At 72.8% G+C, this 16024-nt stretch carries 12 protein-coding genes; 7 read left to right on the top strand and 5 right to left on the bottom strand.

The window, feature by feature from the left end:
* Positions 1 to 27: 27 nt before the first annotated feature.
* The 6 genes from ACWGO8_RS00195 to ACWGO8_RS00170 all read left to right on the top strand — a co-directional run bounded on the left by ACWGO8_RS00195 (position 28) and on the right by ACWGO8_RS00170 (position 4900).
* The gene (locus tag ACWGO8_RS00195; protein ID WP_452041169.1) at positions 28 to 1119 is read left to right on the top strand and encodes a histidinol-phosphate transaminase; all 1092 of its coding nucleotides are present in this window, start codon (positions 28 to 30) and stop codon (positions 1117 to 1119) included.
* Between the two features lie 60 nt (positions 1120 to 1179).
* Complete coding sequence (gene hisB, locus ACWGO8_RS00190) at positions 1180 to 1794, top strand: imidazoleglycerol-phosphate dehydratase HisB (RefSeq protein ID WP_452041168.1); 615 nt, start codon at positions 1180 to 1182, stop codon at positions 1792 to 1794.
* On the top strand, positions 1791 to 2429 hold the full coding sequence (gene hisH / locus ACWGO8_RS00185; protein WP_452041167.1) for an imidazole glycerol phosphate synthase subunit HisH: 639 nt from the start codon (positions 1791 to 1793) through the stop codon (positions 2427 to 2429). Before hisB ends, hisH begins: the two co-directional genes overlap by 4 nt.
* Positions 2430 to 2550: 121 nt before the next feature.
* A complete protein-coding gene (priA, locus tag ACWGO8_RS00180; protein WP_452041166.1) occupies positions 2551 to 3297 on the top strand; it encodes a bifunctional 1-(5-phosphoribosyl)-5-((5-phosphoribosylamino)methylideneamino)imidazole-4-carboxamide isomerase/phosphoribosylanthranilate isomerase PriA in 747 nt (248 codons plus the stop codon).
* On the top strand, positions 3281 to 4147 hold the full coding sequence (locus ACWGO8_RS00175; RefSeq protein WP_452041165.1) for an SseB family protein: 867 nt from the start codon (positions 3281 to 3283) through the stop codon (positions 4145 to 4147). The genes priA and ACWGO8_RS00175 overlap by 17 nt, the downstream gene beginning before the upstream one ends.
* 30 nt (positions 4148 to 4177) lie before the next feature.
* The gene (locus tag ACWGO8_RS00170) at positions 4178 to 4900 is read left to right on the top strand and encodes a hypothetical protein (RefSeq protein WP_452041164.1); all 723 of its coding nucleotides are present in this window, start codon (positions 4178 to 4180) and stop codon (positions 4898 to 4900) included.
* Here ACWGO8_RS00170 and ACWGO8_RS00165 read toward each other — a convergent pair.
* The 5 genes from ACWGO8_RS00165 to ACWGO8_RS00145 all read right to left on the bottom strand — a co-directional run bounded on the left by ACWGO8_RS00165 (position 4832) and on the right by ACWGO8_RS00145 (position 14186).
* Complete coding sequence (locus ACWGO8_RS00165; RefSeq protein ID WP_452041163.1) at positions 4832 to 6370, bottom strand: dynamin family protein; 1539 nt, start codon at positions 6368 to 6370, stop codon at positions 4832 to 4834. The genes ACWGO8_RS00170 and ACWGO8_RS00165 overlap by 69 nt on opposite strands.
* On the bottom strand, positions 6367 to 8286 hold the full coding sequence (locus ACWGO8_RS00160) for a dynamin family protein (RefSeq protein WP_452041162.1): 1920 nt from the start codon (positions 8284 to 8286) through the stop codon (positions 6367 to 6369). The genes ACWGO8_RS00165 and ACWGO8_RS00160 overlap by 4 nt, the downstream gene beginning before the upstream one ends.
* A 101-nt stretch (positions 8287 to 8387) precedes the next feature.
* A complete protein-coding gene (locus tag ACWGO8_RS00155; protein WP_452041161.1) occupies positions 8388 to 9581 on the bottom strand; it encodes an IniB N-terminal domain-containing protein in 1194 nt (397 codons plus the stop codon).
* Between the two features lie 262 nt (positions 9582 to 9843).
* Positions 9844 to 12384 (bottom strand): LuxR C-terminal-related transcriptional regulator, encoded by a 2541-nt coding sequence (locus ACWGO8_RS00150; RefSeq protein ID WP_452041160.1) that lies wholly within the window; start codon positions 12382 to 12384, stop codon positions 9844 to 9846.
* Complete coding sequence (locus ACWGO8_RS00145) at positions 12381 to 14186, bottom strand: Hsp70 family protein (protein ID WP_452041159.1); 1806 nt, start codon at positions 14184 to 14186, stop codon at positions 12381 to 12383. The genes ACWGO8_RS00150 and ACWGO8_RS00145 overlap by 4 nt, the downstream gene beginning before the upstream one ends.
* Positions 14187 to 14439: 253 nt before the next feature.
* Between ACWGO8_RS00145 and ACWGO8_RS00140 the strand changes: the two genes are divergently transcribed.
* Positions 14440 to 15981 (top strand): alpha/beta hydrolase, encoded by a 1542-nt coding sequence (locus ACWGO8_RS00140; protein ID WP_452041158.1) that lies wholly within the window; start codon positions 14440 to 14442, stop codon positions 15979 to 15981.
* Positions 15982 to 16024: the final 43 nt, after the last annotated feature.

The raw sequence follows: 16024 nt of genomic DNA, 5'->3' as shown, positions 1-16024 counted from the left end.
GCCTGCGCCCGTGGCTAGCATGGACTGGTGACGAGCCTCGACGACCTGCCCATCCGCGACGACCTCCGCGGCCGCACGCCCTACGGTGCGCCGCAGAAGTCCGTCCCGGTCGCGCTCAACGTCAACGAGAACACGCATCCCATTCCCGAGGACGTCGCGCACGACATCGTCGCTCGCGTGGCGGCGGCGATCCTCAGTCTCAACCGGTACCCCGATCGCGAGTTCACGGCGCTCCGCCGCGCGCTGGCCGACTACCTCGGACACGGCCTCGACATCGACCGCATCTGGGCGGCGAACGGCTCGAACGAGGTGCTCCAGCACATCCTGCAGGCATTCGGCGGACCGGGTCGCAGCGTGCTCGGCTTCGCGCCGACGTACTCCATGTACGGGCTGCTCGCCTCGGGCACCGGCACCGAGTGGATCACGGCCGAGCGCGACGACGAGTTCGAGCTCTCGCCCGAGACGGCCGTGGCCGCAGTGCGCGAGCACGACCCCGACCTCGTGCTGCTCTGCGCGCCGAACAACCCCACGGGCACGCCCCTGTCGCTCGAGACGATCGCCGCGGTGGCGGATGCCGCGCGCGGCATCGTCGTGGTCGACGAGGCGTACATCGAGTTCGCCGATCCCGGCACGCCGAGTGCGCTCACGCTGCTCGAGGGCCGGCCGCGCCTCCTCGTGTCGCGCACGATGAGCAAGGCGTTCGCCTTCGCGGGCGCGCGTGTCGGCTACCTCGCGGCCGACCCCGCGGTCGTCGACGCGCTCCGCCTGGTGCGCCTGCCCTACCACCTGTCGGCGCTCACGCAGGCGGCGGCTCTCGGCGCCCTCGCGCACTCCGACGAGATGCTCGCGATGGTCGGCGAGATCCGCGCGCAGCGCGAGCGGATCTCCACCGAGCTGGCCCGGCTCGGTTTCCACCCCTACCGCAGCGGGTCGAACTTCGTGCTCTTCGGCGGGGTCGACGACCCGCACGCGGTGTTCCAGGCGCTGCTCGACCGCGGCATCCTGATCCGCGAGATCGGTCTTCCCGGATGCCTGCGCGTGACCGCCGGCACGGAGGCGGAGACGAGCGCCTTCCTCGAGGCGATCGCCGTCTTCGCACCCGCTGCCGCGGGTTCCTGAACCACGACCGGCGCCTCGGCGCCCCGACGAGCGCCGAAGGCGCCCGAATAGGATGACCACATGACCACTCCCGGCGCCCCGCGCACCGCACGCGTGCAGCGCGAGACGAGCGAGTCCAGCATCGACCTGTCGCTGAACCTCGACGGCTCGGGCATCAGCGACATCGAGACCTCGGTGCCCTTCTACGACCACCTGCTCACCGCGTTCGCGAAGCACTCGCTCACCGACCTCACCGTGCGCGCACGTGGCGACATCGAGATCGACGTGCACCACACCGTCGAGGACGTCGGCATCGTGCTCGGCCAGGCGATCCGCGAGGCCCTCGGCGACAAGCGCGGCATCTCGCGCTACGGCGACGCGCTCGTGCCGCTCGACGAGGCGCTCGCGCAGGCCGTGGTGGACATCTCTGGGCGCCCGTTCCTCGTGCACTCGGGGGAGCCCGCCGGGTTCGAGTTCCACCTCATCGGCGGCCACTTCACGGGTTCCATGGTGCGCCACGTCTTCGAGGCGATCGCCTTCAACGCCGGCCTCACCGTGCACGTCACCGTGCTCGGCGGGCGCGACCCGCACCACATCGCGGAGGCCGAGTTCAAGGCGTTCGCCCGCGCGTTCCGCCAGGCGAAGGCCCTCGACCCGCTCGTCAGCGGCATCCCGTCGACGAAGGGCGCCTTGTGACCGCCACGCGCCGCGTGGTGCTGCTGGACTACGGCTCGGGCAACATCCACTCGGCCGCGAAGGCGCTCGAGCGCGCCGGCGCCGAGGTGCAGGTCACGGCCGACCGCGCCGCCGCCATGGAGGCCGACGGGCTCGTCGTCCCGGGCGTGGGCGCGTTCAAGGCCGTCATGGACCAGCTCCGGGCGGTGCGCGGCGACGAGGTCATCGACCGCCGGCTCGCCGGCGGACGACCGGTGCTCGGCATCTGCGTCGGGATGCAGGTCCTCTTCGACCGCGGCGTCGAGCGCGGAGTCGACACCGAGGGACTGGGCGAGTGGCCCGGCGTCGTGACCGAGCTCCCGTCGCCCGTGCTGCCGCACATGGGCTGGAACACCGTGCAGCCCGACGTCGGCAGTGCTCTGTTCGACGGCATCGAGGACGAGCGGTTCTACTTCGTGCACTCGTATGCCGCGCAGGAGTGGGTGCTCGACGTGATGCCGCCGTTCCCGCAGCCGAGGCTCACCTGGTCGGAGCACGGCGGACCGTTCCTCGCGGCGGTCGAGAACGGCCCGCTCTCGGCGACGCAGTTCCACCCCGAGAAGTCGTCCGAGGCCGGCATCCGGCTGCTCGCGAACTGGCTGGGCACGCTCGGCTGAACCGGTGGCCGGCTCGGGGATCGGCACCGGGCGTCATCCGCAGGCCGCCTGCGTTCGACACGACTAGGATGCTGTGACTGTGCCGCTGTGGTGCTTCACAGCCACCGATACGAGGACAGTGATGAGTGAGTTCAACAAGACGCCCCGTCTCGTGCTGCTTCCGGCAGTCGACGTCGCGGGCGGCAAGGCCGTCCGCCTGACGAAGGGCGAGGCCGGCACCGAGACGAACTACGGCGACCCCGTCGACGCGGCCGCCGACTGGGCCGACCAGGGGGCCGAGTGGATCCACCTCGTCGACCTCGACGCCGCCTTCGGCCGCGGCTCCAACGCCGGCATCCTGAAGAAGGTCATCCGCCAGGTGCGCGGCGTGAACGTCGAGCTGTCGGGCGGCATCCGCGACGACGCCTCGCTTGAGCACGCGCTCGAGATCGGCGCGAAGCGCATCAACCTCGGCACCGCGGCGCTCGAGAACCCCGAGTGGGCGGCGTCCGTCATCGCGCAGTACGGCGAGGCCATCGCCGTCGGCCTGGACGTGCGCGGCACGACCCTCGCCGCCCGCGGCTGGACGAAGGACGGCGGCGACCTCTGGCAGGTCATGGACCGCCTCGAGGAGGCCGGCGCCGCGCGCTACGTCGTGACCGACGTCACGAAGGACGGCACGCTGCAGGGCCCGAACCTCGACCTGCTCCGCCAGATCATGGACCGCACGCACCGCCCGCTGGTCGCGTCGGGCGGCGTCTCGAGCCTCGACGACATCGCCGCGCTGCGCGAGCTCGTGCCGCTCGGCCTCGAGGGCGCGATCGTCGGCAAGGCGCTCTACGCGGGCGCGTTCACGCTGGCCGAGGCCCTGGATGTCGCCGGCCGCTGATCCGGTCGACGGGCGTGCGGACGCCGCATCCGCCGCTCATGGCGACCACGCCGCCCACCACGACGCGGCCGCGACCGACTCCGCCGGCGTGCCGTGGGCCGGGCGATCGTTCCAGCCCAATCCGCACGCCGCCGACGACGGACGCGCGCCCGAGGCGCTCGCCGCCGCGGTCCGACGCTTCCGCGCCGGCGAGGGCGGACAGGCCGAGGTCGTCGCCGCGTTCGGCCCCGCACGCCTGCTGATCCCGCTCCTCGCCGACCTCGGCGACGGCGGCGCGGAGGTGGGGGCGCACGGCCTCGCCGTCGACAAGAGCCAGGAGCTCTCGATCGTCACGGTCGAGGGTCCCGACGGTCGCCGCGTCCTCCCGGTCTTCGCCTCCGTCGACGCGATGTCGGCGTGGAACCCCGTCGCACGTCCGGTCCCGGCCGACGGCGTCCGGGTCGCGCTCGCCGCGGCCGACGACGGCACCGACCTCGTGGTGCTCGACCCGGGCTCCGCGGGCGAGTTCGTGCTACGGCGGCCGGCCGTCTGGGCCGTCGCGCAGTCGCAGGCGTGGACGCCGGCGTTCGAGTCCGACGCGGTACGTGCGGCGTTCGAGCGATCGATCGGCACGGAGCTGGCGGTGCTCGGCGTCGAACTGTCCGCCGGGGACCCCGGCGCACGGCTCGCGGGCCCCGAGCTCGTCGTGCGCCTGGAGCTCGTCGGCGGTCTCACGCGCGCCGAGCTCGACGCCGTGCTGCAGCGACTGGCCGCGAGATGGGCGTCCGACGACGCGATCGCGACGCTCGTGGACTCCCTGGCCGTGCGGCTCACCGGACCGGCCGACCCGGTCGGCGACGCCTCCGCGTGACGGCGCCCGCGCTGCCGTAGGCTGGCGCACATGGGGGACAGGTCCATGGGGGACGGCGCGTCGAGGCATCCTGAGCACGACCTCGAGGGCGCCGACGACGAGCCGCTCGACGCGGCGGACGAGGCGGACGAGGCGGGAGCCCCGCGGGAGACCGACCCCGACGACCCGCGCTATCGGCCGCTCGTGCCCGACGACGATCCCGACTCGGTGCCGCCGCCCGCGCGGCCGGTCATGTCCGACCAGACGCGCCCCCCGGTGCTGCGCCCCGTGCCGCCGCCGCGGTCGATCCGCACCTCGCGCTCGCTCTGGCTGCTCAGCTTCGTGCTCAGCGCATTCGGCGTGCTCGTGGCCTTCCTCTCGCATGAGGCCGTCACGACCGAGCTGACCGAGCTCATCGGGCGGCTCTCGCCGACCTACGACGAGTCGGAGGTCGACTCGCTCGTCAACCTCGTCTACTGGGCGAGCCTCGCCGGACTCGCCATCGTCGTGGCCGTCGAGGCGGCGCTGCTCGCCTTCGTGATGAATCGTCGGGGTGGGGCCAGGTGGCTGCAGCTCATCGTGCTCGTGCTGCACGCCGCGGTCGTGCTCATGGGGTCGGCGTTCCTCGCGGTCGGCGCCGTGGCGGTACCCGTGGAGCTCCTGCTCGTCGCGGGGTTCGTGGTCGCGTTCGCCGCGTGGGTGTGCTCACTCGCCCCCTCCGCCCACCGGTGGTTCCGGATGAAGGACGAGGCGCAGCTGGCGGCGCTCGACTGAGGCCGGCGCCGTCGCGACCACGAGCGCCTCGCACGAGCGGGTCACGACGTCGCAGGCCTCGGCCGCGGCACGATCGAGCAGCGGACTGCCCGACAGCGCGCGCCAGCGCTGCAGCGCGGTCGCGGCGGCCGAGCGCACGTCGTCGACGCCGGCATCGTCGGGCAGTCCGAGGCGCCGCTCGGGAGCGGTTCCCGCGCCGCCGATGAGGCGCTCGGCCTCCGCGGATTCCTCGGGCGGCAGGTCGAGGCCCGTCGTACGGGCTGTGGAGAGGAGGGCGAGCTCGCGGAGCTCGTGCGCGTTCGACTCGAGCCGCTCGATGGCGGCGGGGAGACGCGATCCCGCGTCGCGCGGCCGCTCGCGCACGAGGGCGCCGAGGGCGGCTAGGGCGGTGCGCGACTTCAGCACGTCGGCGCGCGAGCGGAACTGGTCTCCGACGAGCCGCACGAGCTCCTCGAGGCCGCTGCGCCGGTACAGCTCGTCGGCGAGCTCGGTCGCGTCGTCGCATCCCGACCGGATCGCGACCGTCGACATGCGGATGCCGAACATGCCGAAGCGATCGAGCAGGTTGCGCCGCGCGTCGGGGCTCACGTCGATGCCCGCATCGGCGCGCACGAACCGGTCGACCGACACCAGCATGCGCTCGCGCGCGTCGCGGCCCAGCCGGGCGAGCTCGCGCAGTGCCTCGAACTCGTGCTCGCGCAGGGTGCGGGCGGACTGGGCGACGAGCCCCGCGATCGGCACGACGTCGAGCGCGAGGGAGCGCAGCGCGCCGTCGGTGCGGTAGCGCTCGGCGATCGTCCGCGCGGAGAGCAGCGCGTCGATGCGTCCGGCGCCGATCTCGTCGGCGCGCGAGAGCACGGCCATCGCGTTGACCGTCCGCGAGCGCCCGACCGTCGTGTCGTGGAACGCCGAGAGGAACCCGAGGTCGGCCGAGTGCAGGTGGCGCATCAGGTAGACGATCGCGTCCGCCTCGGGCGGGGACTCCTTCGGCGTGAGGAAGGCCGCCGACCGCGCCGAGATCTCCGTCGAGAGCGACGCGATGCCCGGGGTGTCGATGAGTGTGACCTCCTCGAGCCGCCGCGACGGCCACTCGACGACGATCCGCTCGATGTCGGCGTGCGGCGTCCCGTCGAGGTCGATCTGCAGGCGGCCCTCGACCCGTCGCACGGGCAGGGTGCGTTCGGCGCCCGACCGCCGGTGCATGGTGATGCGGGGGGTCGCGCCGTGCCGGTACCAGACGACGACCTTGGTGCACTCCGCGGCATCCGTCGGAGCGATCTCCTCACCGATGATCGCGTTCAGCAGCGTCGACTTGCCCGCCTTGACCATGCCCGCGATCGCGACGCGAAGCGGCTCTCGCAGGCGCATGGCGTGCTCGTCGAGCTGGGCGAGCGCATCGGGGTCGTCGCGATACTCGTCGGCCGCGGCATCCAGCAGCGCGCTGGTCTGCTCGAGGAGCCCCGCCGTCACGCCCGCCCGACCTCGATCGTCGAGCGGGTCGACGAGCCGGCGGATGCCGCGGCGGCGCCGACGCGGCCGGCCGGTGCCGGTCCACCCGATCCGGCCTGGGCGGCGGCCGCGGCCGTCTCGATGGCACGCGCACGGGCGTACAGCGCGTCGACGCGCTGCAGGTCGCGCTTGAGCTCGGTGACCCGGCGGTCGCGCTCGTTGGCGTACATCGAGGCGGCCTTCTGCGCGGCGAGCACGGAGTCGGCGAGCGAGCGGTGGTGCTCGTCGGCGATGGCGGTGAAGTGGTCGCGGGTGATCCGCTGCACCAGCCGGAGGCGGTCCTTCAGCTGCTTGCCGACCTGGAAGACGACGTCGTCGACCTGCCGCCGGATGAGCGCCTTCGCCTCGGTGCGGCGACGGAGCAGCCGGGCGGCCGTGTCGTCCTTGTACGCCTTGCGGCCGATCACCGCGCCCGCGGCCAGCGAGAGCGGGTTGATGATCGACATGCCGACGATGCCGGTGATGATGCCCACCATGAGCACGCCGCCGTAGGAGCCCTTCAGCCCGATGTAGAACTTCTGCATCGCGCCGAGGCGGCCGGACTCGAGCGTGGCCATCTCGCCGACGGGATCGAGCACGTCGCGGGTGTCGTCGACGTGGATCGTGGGCAGCGAGATCTCGTCCTCGGTGAAGTGCCTCGCCACCTTGGCCGAGAGCCACTGCGCGCGCTCCTGCGTCCACACGAAGGTGTCGGTCACGGCCGAGGAGACGCGCTGCTCGAACCACTCCACGATCTGCTCCCAGACGGGCCCGGGGTCGCCCTCGTCGATGGCGTCCTCGGCCTCGCGCTGGATCTGCCGCATCCGGTCGCGCAGGTCGTGCTCCATGTCGGAGATGAGGTCGGTGGCGCCGTCGTTGAGGGTGATCTGCCAGCGCGACGAGTTTCGCCGGAGCTCGTCGGCGCGGCCCTTGGTCGCCTCGAGCTCGGCGATGATCTCGGGCGTCTTCTCGGGAGTGACGAGCGCGCTCATCTCCGAGTCGATCGACAGCCGGAGGTGCTCGGTCGTGGAGACCAGGTCGACCGCCGTGGAACGGCGCTGCAGGAGCTCGGCCTGGCCGACGACGTCGCGGCGCAGGTACGCCGTCAGGTCCGCGAAACCCGACTCCGCGTTCAGCTCGGCATCCTCGGCCTTCATCGCGGCGAGGCGGAGGTTCGACGAGACGGGGAACAGCCGGATGCCGGGGTCGATGGCCGCGAGGTGCGCGCGGTCGAGCTCCTCGACCTGTCGCCATTGCGGGTACATGTCCACCTTGGTGAGCACGCAGGCGACGTTGGGGCAGATCCGCATGGCGTGGCGGAGGAATTGGATCTCGGGCTCGGTGTACTCCTGCGAGGCGTCGGAGACGAAGAGCATCGCGTGGGTCGACGGGAGCGCGGCGAGCGTGGTGAGCGCGTGCGCGGAGTTGAGTCCGCCGACGCCGGGGGAGTCGATGAGCGTCAGCCCGCCGCGCAGCAGCTTGCGCGGCAGCTCGATCTCCGCAGCCTGGACGTCGGGGTCCGAGCCCGTCTTCGCGCGCTCGGAGACGTAGCGCGGGAGGTCGCCGATCGGCACCGGGACGCGCTGCGGCCGACCATCCGCGTCGAACGGACCGCCGTCGGATCGCTGGGGCACCACCCACGCGGCCGACGTCTCTCCGTGGCGGACGCTCGTGGGCACGGCGGTCGCGATGTCGTCGTCGACCGGGCACACGGGCGCGTTCACGAGGGCGTTGATCAGCTGGCTCTTGCCCTGCTTGAACTCGCCGACGACGATGACCCGTACGCTCGGATCGAGGAGCCGCTCCTTCGTCTGCTCCAGTCGTCGCCGCAGGTCGGCCCGATCTCCGCTGCCGGCCAGGGCGATGCCCTGGTCCACGAGTTCGATCAGCTGCTGCACCCGATGCCTCCCCTTCGAGTTCCTACGATTCAACCAGAAACGCAGTGAAGTCGGCCCGGCGCGGAATGCTCCGCACCGGGCCGACCCGTGTGATCAGGACGTCACAGCTCCACGTCGACCTCGTTGTCGGCGACCTGGTCGCCGGGGCCGGTCTCGACGTTGTTGTCGCTGAAGTTGTCACTGAAGTTGTCGTTCGCCTGGAACGAGTCCTCGATGTCGGTGTCGGGGCTGAAGTTGTCGTTCACCTGGAACGAGTCCTCCACGTCGACGTCGACCTCGACGTTGTCGTCGAACGAGTCGACGGCGACGTTGTTGTCGTTCAGCGAGTCGTTGACCACGACGTTGTCGTCGAACGAGTCGACGGCGACGTTGTTGTCGTTCAGCGAGTCGACGACGTTGCCGTTGAACGAGTCGACGGCGACGTTGTTGTCGTTCAGCGAGTCGACGATCGAGTCGTTGACCGAGTTGTCCTGGAAGGAGTCCTCGATGTCCACGTCGACGTCCACCGAGTTGTCCTGGAACGAGTCCGAGATGTTCACGGAGTTGTCGGAGTTGTCCGAGTTGTCGGAGTTGTCGACCGAGTTGTCCTGGAACGAGTCGTTGATGAGCACGTTCGTGGAGTTGTCCGTCGAGTTGTCGACCGAGTTGTCGGTGTTGAGCGAGTCCTCGATGTCCACGTCGACCGAGTGGTCGTCGTTGAACGAGTCGTCGATGTCCACGTCGAGGTCGTACTCGGTGTTGCCCACCGCGACGCTGCCGCCGGCGACGATGTTGCCATCGCCCATGTTGTTCGCCTCGTTGTCGAACGACTGGGTCACGTCGCCGTTCGCCCAGATGTTCTGGTTGACCGACTGGTCCTGGATGACGTCGCGGTCGTCGATGTACGAGTAGTTGTTGACGACGCTGACCAGCTTCGCCTTGGCTGCGGCGTAGTCGCCGCCACCGCCGCCGTCGCTGTGGCCGCCGGACCAGCCGCCACCGCCGCCGCCGCCGTCGCTGTGACCGCCGGAGCCCCCGCTCCAGCCGCCACCGCCGCCGCCGCCGGACCAGCCGCCGCCGCCACCGCCGCCGCCACCGGCGACGCTGACGTTGCCACCCGTGTCGTACTCGCGGTTGCCGACCGGCGAGAAGTCGAGCGCGACCGGCAGGACCGCGTCGACGTCCGCCGCGCAGATGCCCTGCAGTCCGGCGCTCTGGAGCGCGCCGTCAGGGTCCGCCGCGAAGTCCGCGCCGGCCTGCGGGCTCTTCAGCAGGTCCATCAGGAAGTCCAGCAATGCCGTCGTGATGTTCGTCATGGTGTGTTCCCCTCCTCATCGAGGTTCAGGTTCCGTGACCGACACCAGCGCCGGCCCCCACGAGCAAGCCTGTCGCGCGGCATCCGTCTGGGCATCGGGTCGCGGCCCCCAACGTCGTCGCGCGCCGATGGGGGTTTCGGCGTGGGGCGTTAGGGGATTCCGGGGGACACGATGGGGGATCCGGCATCCGGAACGCACGGGATCGGGTGCGATGGGGCATGCGGAACGGGGGACACGCCTGCCGGCGCCGGTCCCGATCGCGCTACTGACCGGGATCCTCCTCCAGCTCCACGCGCAGTCGCGCGAGCAGCTCGGAGCGGGTCGTGACGCCGAGGCGGCGGCGGATGCGCGCGATGTGGTGCTCCGCGGTCCGCGGCGAGATGAAGATCGCGGTCCCGATCTCCGCGTAGGTCCGGCCCTCGAGCACGAGTCGCGCCACCTCGCGCTCGCGCGCGCTCAGCAGGCCGTCGTCGCGCTGGGCGGCGCCTCCATCGGCGTCGGGCTCGCCGCCGCCGTCCGATCGCTCCTCGTCGGGGTGCAGGCTGCGCGCGAGGGCGAGCAGCTGCAGGGTGTCCCGGTGCACCGATGCTCGCCCGGCCGCATGGCCCGCGAGCCGGCTCGCATCCCACGGGTAGCCCGCGGCGGCGAGGTCGCGCACGGCCGCCTCCACGGTCTCGACGACCACGTGACCGGCGATCGCCGCCGCCCAAGTCCGGCCGGCCCGGGCGAGGTGCTCGGCGGTCCGATTCCCCGGCGCGGCATCCGTCAGTGCCCTCGCATGCCGCTCGACCGACCCGGGGTCGTTGCGCAGGATGGCCGCTTCGATGGCCGCCCAGTGCAGGCTGGCCGACCAGCACGCCGGCCGGCCGGCGCGTCCCAGGAGGTCCCACCCCGCCGCGAGCTGCGAGTCGAGCAGGTGCGTCTCGTGCAGGCGGGCGGCGGCGACCGAGAGTTCGGCCAGCGCGGGCAGGGCGCAGAGATCGATCGGCATCCTGGCGATCGCCTCGCGCGCGGCCGCCCAACCACGCAGGAGCGTGGCGAGATCGTCGGTGCGACGGGCGAGCCCGATGCGCACCGCGTGCGCGAGCACCTCGTCGCGCAGGCCGAGGGGCACCGGGGTCGACATCGCCGACTCGAGGTGGTCGCGCGCACGGACGGGACGATCGGCGCGCAGTGCGACGAACGCCTGCATGAGGCGGAGCCGCGCGTGGAAGGCCGGGCCGCCCTGCGACGCGTCGATCGCGGCCTGCAGCACGTCGCCCGCCAGTTCGAGCTGCCCGGCGTTGAGGGCGACCTGTGCGGCGAGCACGGCGGGGACCTCGGGGAGCGGCCCGGCAGCTCCGGAGTCGTTCAGGAGGCTCGACGCCTGCAGGAGGGAGGCGAGCGCCGGGTCGGAGGAGCCCTCGAGCGCGTCGAGGATGCCGTCGGCCGTGAGCCGCAGCGCCACCAGGCCCGACGTCGGATACTCGACGGTGGGCGCGTGCGACAGCGCCGCACGGGCCCCCGCCACGTCGCCGACGCCGGCGAGGCAGATCGTCGCGAGCGGCGCGATGGACCCGTCGGCGGACGCGAGCGTGCGGCACACGTCGGCGCTGCGTTCGAGCATGCCCTTGCGCGCCCAGGTCGCGGCAGCGACGGCGACGGTGCGCGCGACATCGGCGGGCTCATCGCCGCCGAGCCCGAGGTCGACCAGGCGTTCGGCCTCGCCGACGTCGCCGACCGCCCACGCCGCCGCGGCGAGTCGTCCGGCGAGCGGACGCACCTGCGCGCCGAGTTCGACGAGCGCGACGTAGCGCTCGCGGGCCGCGTGGGGATCGACGTCGAGCAGCTCATCGGCTCGCGCCCGGAGCGACTCCTGCACCCGAGGGTCGCGGAAGTCCTGGCGGGCCAGGTCGAGCGCCGCCTCGCCGAGCGGCGCTCCCGCCGACTCGATGGCGTCGACCAGCTCGCGCCGCAGCGTCCACAGCTCGTGCGGCGGCGCGCCCTGCAGGATCGCCGTCCGGACCACTGGGACGAGGGATCCGTCGGGCGAGGCGAGCCCGCTCGCCCGCGCCGCGGCGGCGAGGGCCCGGAGGTCGGCCCCGGCGAAGCGGGGCGCCGTTGCGAACGCCGGCCCCGCCATCGAGAAGCCCACGGCCAGTGCGGTCAGGTACTCGTGCAGCTCGGCGTCGAGCCCGTCCAGCTCCTCGCGCAGCGGTTCGAGCACACCGCCCGGGAGGACGGCGCCACCGGTCTCATCGTCATCGGCGCCCGCGCCCAGTGCGAGGTCGACGAGTCGCGGGTTCCCGCGGGTGAGCTCGAGGATGCGGGACGCCGTGTCGGCCGTCGGCGCCGTGCCGAGGAGCTCGGCACCGCGCCGGCGGATCTGCGACGAGGTCATCGGATGCAGCGCGAGCACCGTGCCGCGCTTGCCGAGCCGATCGGCGAGCTTCGTCATCGCCGCGGACCGCGGCCAGGGACGGAACGCGACCACGACGTGCGGGCCGCCATCGCGGACGAGGCCGCGCAGGCGCCCCAGCTCGTCTTCCTCGAGGTCGTGCGCGTCGTCGACGAGGAACGCCACGCGCTCGGCCGCCTCGGGCACCTCGGCGGACTCGACGTCGTCGACCACGTGGAGCCCGTGCGCGCGGAGCGTCGCGGCCAGGTCGCCGAGCAGCGCCGACTTGCCCGTGCCGCCGGGACCCGTGATCCCGACGCGTACCGGATGCGCCCCGCCCACGATGCGGCGCGCGAGGGCGTCGGCCTCCACCGCGGCGTCGTTCGCGGCCGCGCCGCGGGCGTCCTGCGAGGACGGCCCCGTCACGGTGCCGGCTCGGGCGCGGGCGGGGGCTCCGGCGCGGGGTCGGGCGCGGGCTGGGGCTCCGGCGACGGGTCGGCGACGGGTGCGGGCGACGGGTCGGGGGAGGGCTCTGGTGAGGGGTCGGGGGTCGGCTGCGGCGTCGGATCGGGGGACGGCTCCGGCGTCGGCTCGGGTGAAGGGCTGGGCGGCGTGGTCGGGTCGGGCTGCGGGGTCGGTGCGGGATCGGTGGAGCCGGAACCCGCGGGAGAGAGGTCGTCCTGCGACGACGACCCGCCCGTGGCCGGGCTGCCGCTCGACGGCGTCGCCGGCGTCGCGCTGTCGGCCTGGGAGACCGCTCGTCGCGGTGCCGCCGGATCGGCGTCGGGCGCGGCATCCGTGCCGTCGGCGCCTTCGTCGGTGCTTCCGCCGACCGCGGCGAGCGGCACGGCCGAGCCGAAGACGTACCGGCCGGCGGGGGCGCCGTCGCTCGGCTCGCCGGAACCGCCGGGCTCGCCGCCCCGCTCGTCCTTGTCCCCGGCGGCGAGCGGCGTGATGGGGATCAAGACGGCCAGCAGCGCCGCGGCGACGCCGGCCAGGATGACCGCGCGGAGGCCGATCGACAGGCCACGCGACTCGGTGTCCCGGCTCGCCGCGATCGGAACCGCCGGTTGCGCGGCGTCGGCTGCGGCGGCCTCGGCGTCCGCCGCGGGCGCGGCAGCCGCGACGACGGATGCGTCGGGCTCGAGAAGCCTCGCGGCAGCAACCGCGGCGCCGAGGCTGATCGAGGCCTTCGGGTCGGCGTCGACCGCGACGGGGAGCTCGAGCTCCGCGGAGAGGAGCTGCGCGACGGCGGGGATCCGGGAGGAGCCGCCGATGAGCAGCACGGCGCTGACGTCCTGGGGCTCGAGGCCCGCGTCGGCGATGGCCGCCCGCAGCGTGGCCACCGTGGACCGCAGCGAGCCGTCGATCATCTGCTCGAACTCCGAGCGCACGAGGCGGACCCGCGCCTGCCCGTTCGGCAGCAGCACGGGCACCACGGTCTCGGCGTCGAACGACAGGGCCTCCTTGGCGTCGGTGCACTCGCGGCGCACGCGGGCGAGCGCGAGGGCGCCGTCGGGCGCCGTCTCGTCGACGTCGGCGAACACGGCGGGAGCGAGGTCCCGCACCTGCTCGAAGATCCGCTGGTCGAAGTCGGCGCCGCCGAGGCGCTCGATGCCCGTCGGAGTGCCCATCAGGGCGAACGCGTCGTCCTCCCGCTTGCGGAGCAGCGCCACGTCGAACGTGCCGCCGCCGAGGTCGTACACCGCGACCGCCGCACCGTCGTCGACCTTCTCGTGTGCGAGGTAGTGCAGTCCCGCGGCCTCGGGCTCGCTCACGAGCACGACGCCGGCGAGGCCGACGCCCGCGAGGGCCTCCCGGACCAGGCCGATCCGGTGCTCGCCCCATGAGGCGGGATGGGAGACCGCGATCACGTCGGGAGCACCGCCTTCGTGCTCCTCGGCGCGCTCGACGACCCATTGCGCGAGCACCGCGAAGAGGTCCTCGGGCGCGACACCGAGGTCGCCGACGATGATCGGCGTCTCGTCCCCGATCCGGCGCTTGAACTCGCGTACCACCCGGTCGGGATGGTCGATCGCCCGCCGCTCCGCGGGCTCGCCGACGACGACGCCGCCGTCCTCGCCGAGGTACACCACCGTCGGCACGGCCGCCTTGCGGGTGCCGAGCTCCAGCGCCTCGGAGGCGATCGTCCCGTCCTTGCCCCTCCGGCCGATCGCCGCCGCCGTGTAACTCGTGCCGATGTCGATTCCCAGCACGAACGTGCTCACTCGACTGCGCCCCCTTACGCGTGACAGCCCGTCGGTAGGGTCGCGGGTCCCCCTGCCACAACGTGTCGAGTATCCCGCGGCCCCCGGGGGGCGGCAATGGGGTACGTGTCCCCGCTTCGGGGTACAGGTCGTGTTCCCTCGCACCGAGATCCGCGTCATTCCGGGCCAGCACGGGGGACAGCCCTCCGAGAAATCCATGACCCCCCGAACGAGGGGCATTCACGTCGGCGGATGCCCGGCGATACTGGGGGCCATGATGGGGGCGCGGAAGGGGGGCGTCGCGCTCGCCGTGGCGTTCGCGATCGCCGTGAGCGTGAGCGTGGGCGTGAGCGGATGCGGCCTCTCGCTGTTCTTCCCGGTGGTCGACGAGTCGACGCCGACCGGCGAGGACGTCGAGGCGGCACTGGAGCCGTTCTACGGCCAGGTGATCGCCTGGGACGCGTGCGAGGAGTTCCAGTGCGCGACGGCGATCGCGCCGCTCGACTGGGAAGACCCGGGAGCCGGCGAGATCGAGCTCGCGCTCATCCGCCAGCCGGCGCGCACCGAGAAGGCGGGCACGCTGCTCGTGAACCCGGGCGGCCCCGGGGCATCCGGATTCGACGCCGTGGCCCGCGCGATCGACGTGACGGCGACCGAGGCGCTGCAGGACCGGTACGACATCGTGGGCTTCGATCCGCGCGGGGTCGGCCGGTCGACGGCCGTCTCGTGCTTCGGGCCCGCCGATCTCGACAAGCTGCTCTACGGCAACCCGCGCGGCTCGCGCGGCTCCGACGAGTGGATCACGACGCAGAACGACCTCACCCACAAGTTCGGCCAGGCCTGCCTCGCGAAGACCGGACCGCTGCTCGCGAACGTCGACACGCTGAGCACCGCCCGCGATCTCGACATGCTGCGCGCGGCGCTCGGCGAGGACCAGCTGGACTACCTCGGGTACTCCTACGGCGCGTACCTCGGCACGGTGTACGCCGGGGCGTTCCCCGATCGCGTAGGCCGGATGGTGCTCGACGGCGCGATCGACCCGGGCATCGGGCACGCGGCGATGACCCTCGCGCAGGCGCAGGGGATCGAGGCATCGCTCCGCTCGTACTTCGCCTCGTGCATGCCGGGTGGGACCTGCCCGTACTTCCAGGGCACGGTCGACGACGCGATGGCGGCGGTGCGGGGCATCCTCGACGCCGTCAGGAAGAACCCGATCCCGTCCAGCGACGGCCGCGTGCTGACGGCCGAGACCCTGCTGATCGCGATCGCCGCGCCGCTCTACAACGCGACCACCTGGCCGGTGCTCGACTCGGTGTTCGCGACCGTGCTCGCGATGCAGGCGGACACCGCGCTCGCCGTCGTCGACGGCTACTACGGACGCACGGCCGACGGGGTGTACGCGACCAACCAGATGGAGGCGCTGCGGGCCGTCAACTGCCTCGACTTCGAGTACCAGAACAACGTCGCGCAGATGAAGGAGCAGGCTCGCGAGCTCAACACCCTCGCGCCGTACCTCGGCATCTACCTGACGTTCGGCGACCTGTCGTGCCTGTCCTGGCCGTACCACGCCGAGCAGCCGCGGGCCGCGATCGCGGCGCCCGGCGCCGCGCCCATCCTCGTGCTCGGCACGACCAACGATCCGTCGACGCCGTACGCGTGGGCGGTGGCGGTCGCGACGCAGCTCGAGAGCGGCATCCTCGTGACCCGCAACGGCGACGGCCACACGGCCTACAACAAGGGCAACGCGTGCGTGGATGCCACGGTGGAGTCGTACCTCGTCGACGGCGTGGTGCCGCCGGGCGACGTGACCTGCTGAGCGCGTCGCCGGGTGCCCCCGGTCCGGGTCGTTGACCGTCCTC

This window comes from Agromyces sp. NPDC055661, from assembly GCF_053618135.1.
This window is presented reverse-complemented; position numbering and strand designations above follow the sequence as displayed.

What these genes read in the sequence shown, in the direction of transcription:
- hisB (WP_452041168.1), top strand. Translation starts at nt 1,180, where the DNA reads ATGACCACTCCCGGCGCCCCGCGCACCGCACGCGTGCAGCGCGAGACG.
- priA (WP_452041166.1), top strand. Translation starts at nt 2,551, where the DNA reads ATGAGTGAGTTCAACAAGACGCCCCGTCTCGTGCTGCTTCCGGCAGTC.
- ACWGO8_RS00175 (WP_452041165.1), top strand. Translation starts at nt 3,281, where the DNA reads ATGTCGCCGGCCGCTGATCCGGTCGACGGGCGTGCGGACGCCGCATCC.
- ACWGO8_RS00170 (WP_452041164.1), top strand. Translation starts at nt 4,178, where the DNA reads ATGGGGGACAGGTCCATGGGGGACGGCGCGTCGAGGCATCCTGAGCAC.
- ACWGO8_RS00155 (WP_452041161.1), bottom strand. Translation starts at nt 9,581, where the DNA reads ATGACGAACATCACGACGGCATTGCTGGACTTCCTGATGGACCTGCTG.
- ACWGO8_RS00140 (WP_452041158.1), top strand. Translation starts at nt 14,440, where the DNA reads ATGATGGGGGCGCGGAAGGGGGGCGTCGCGCTCGCCGTGGCGTTCGCG.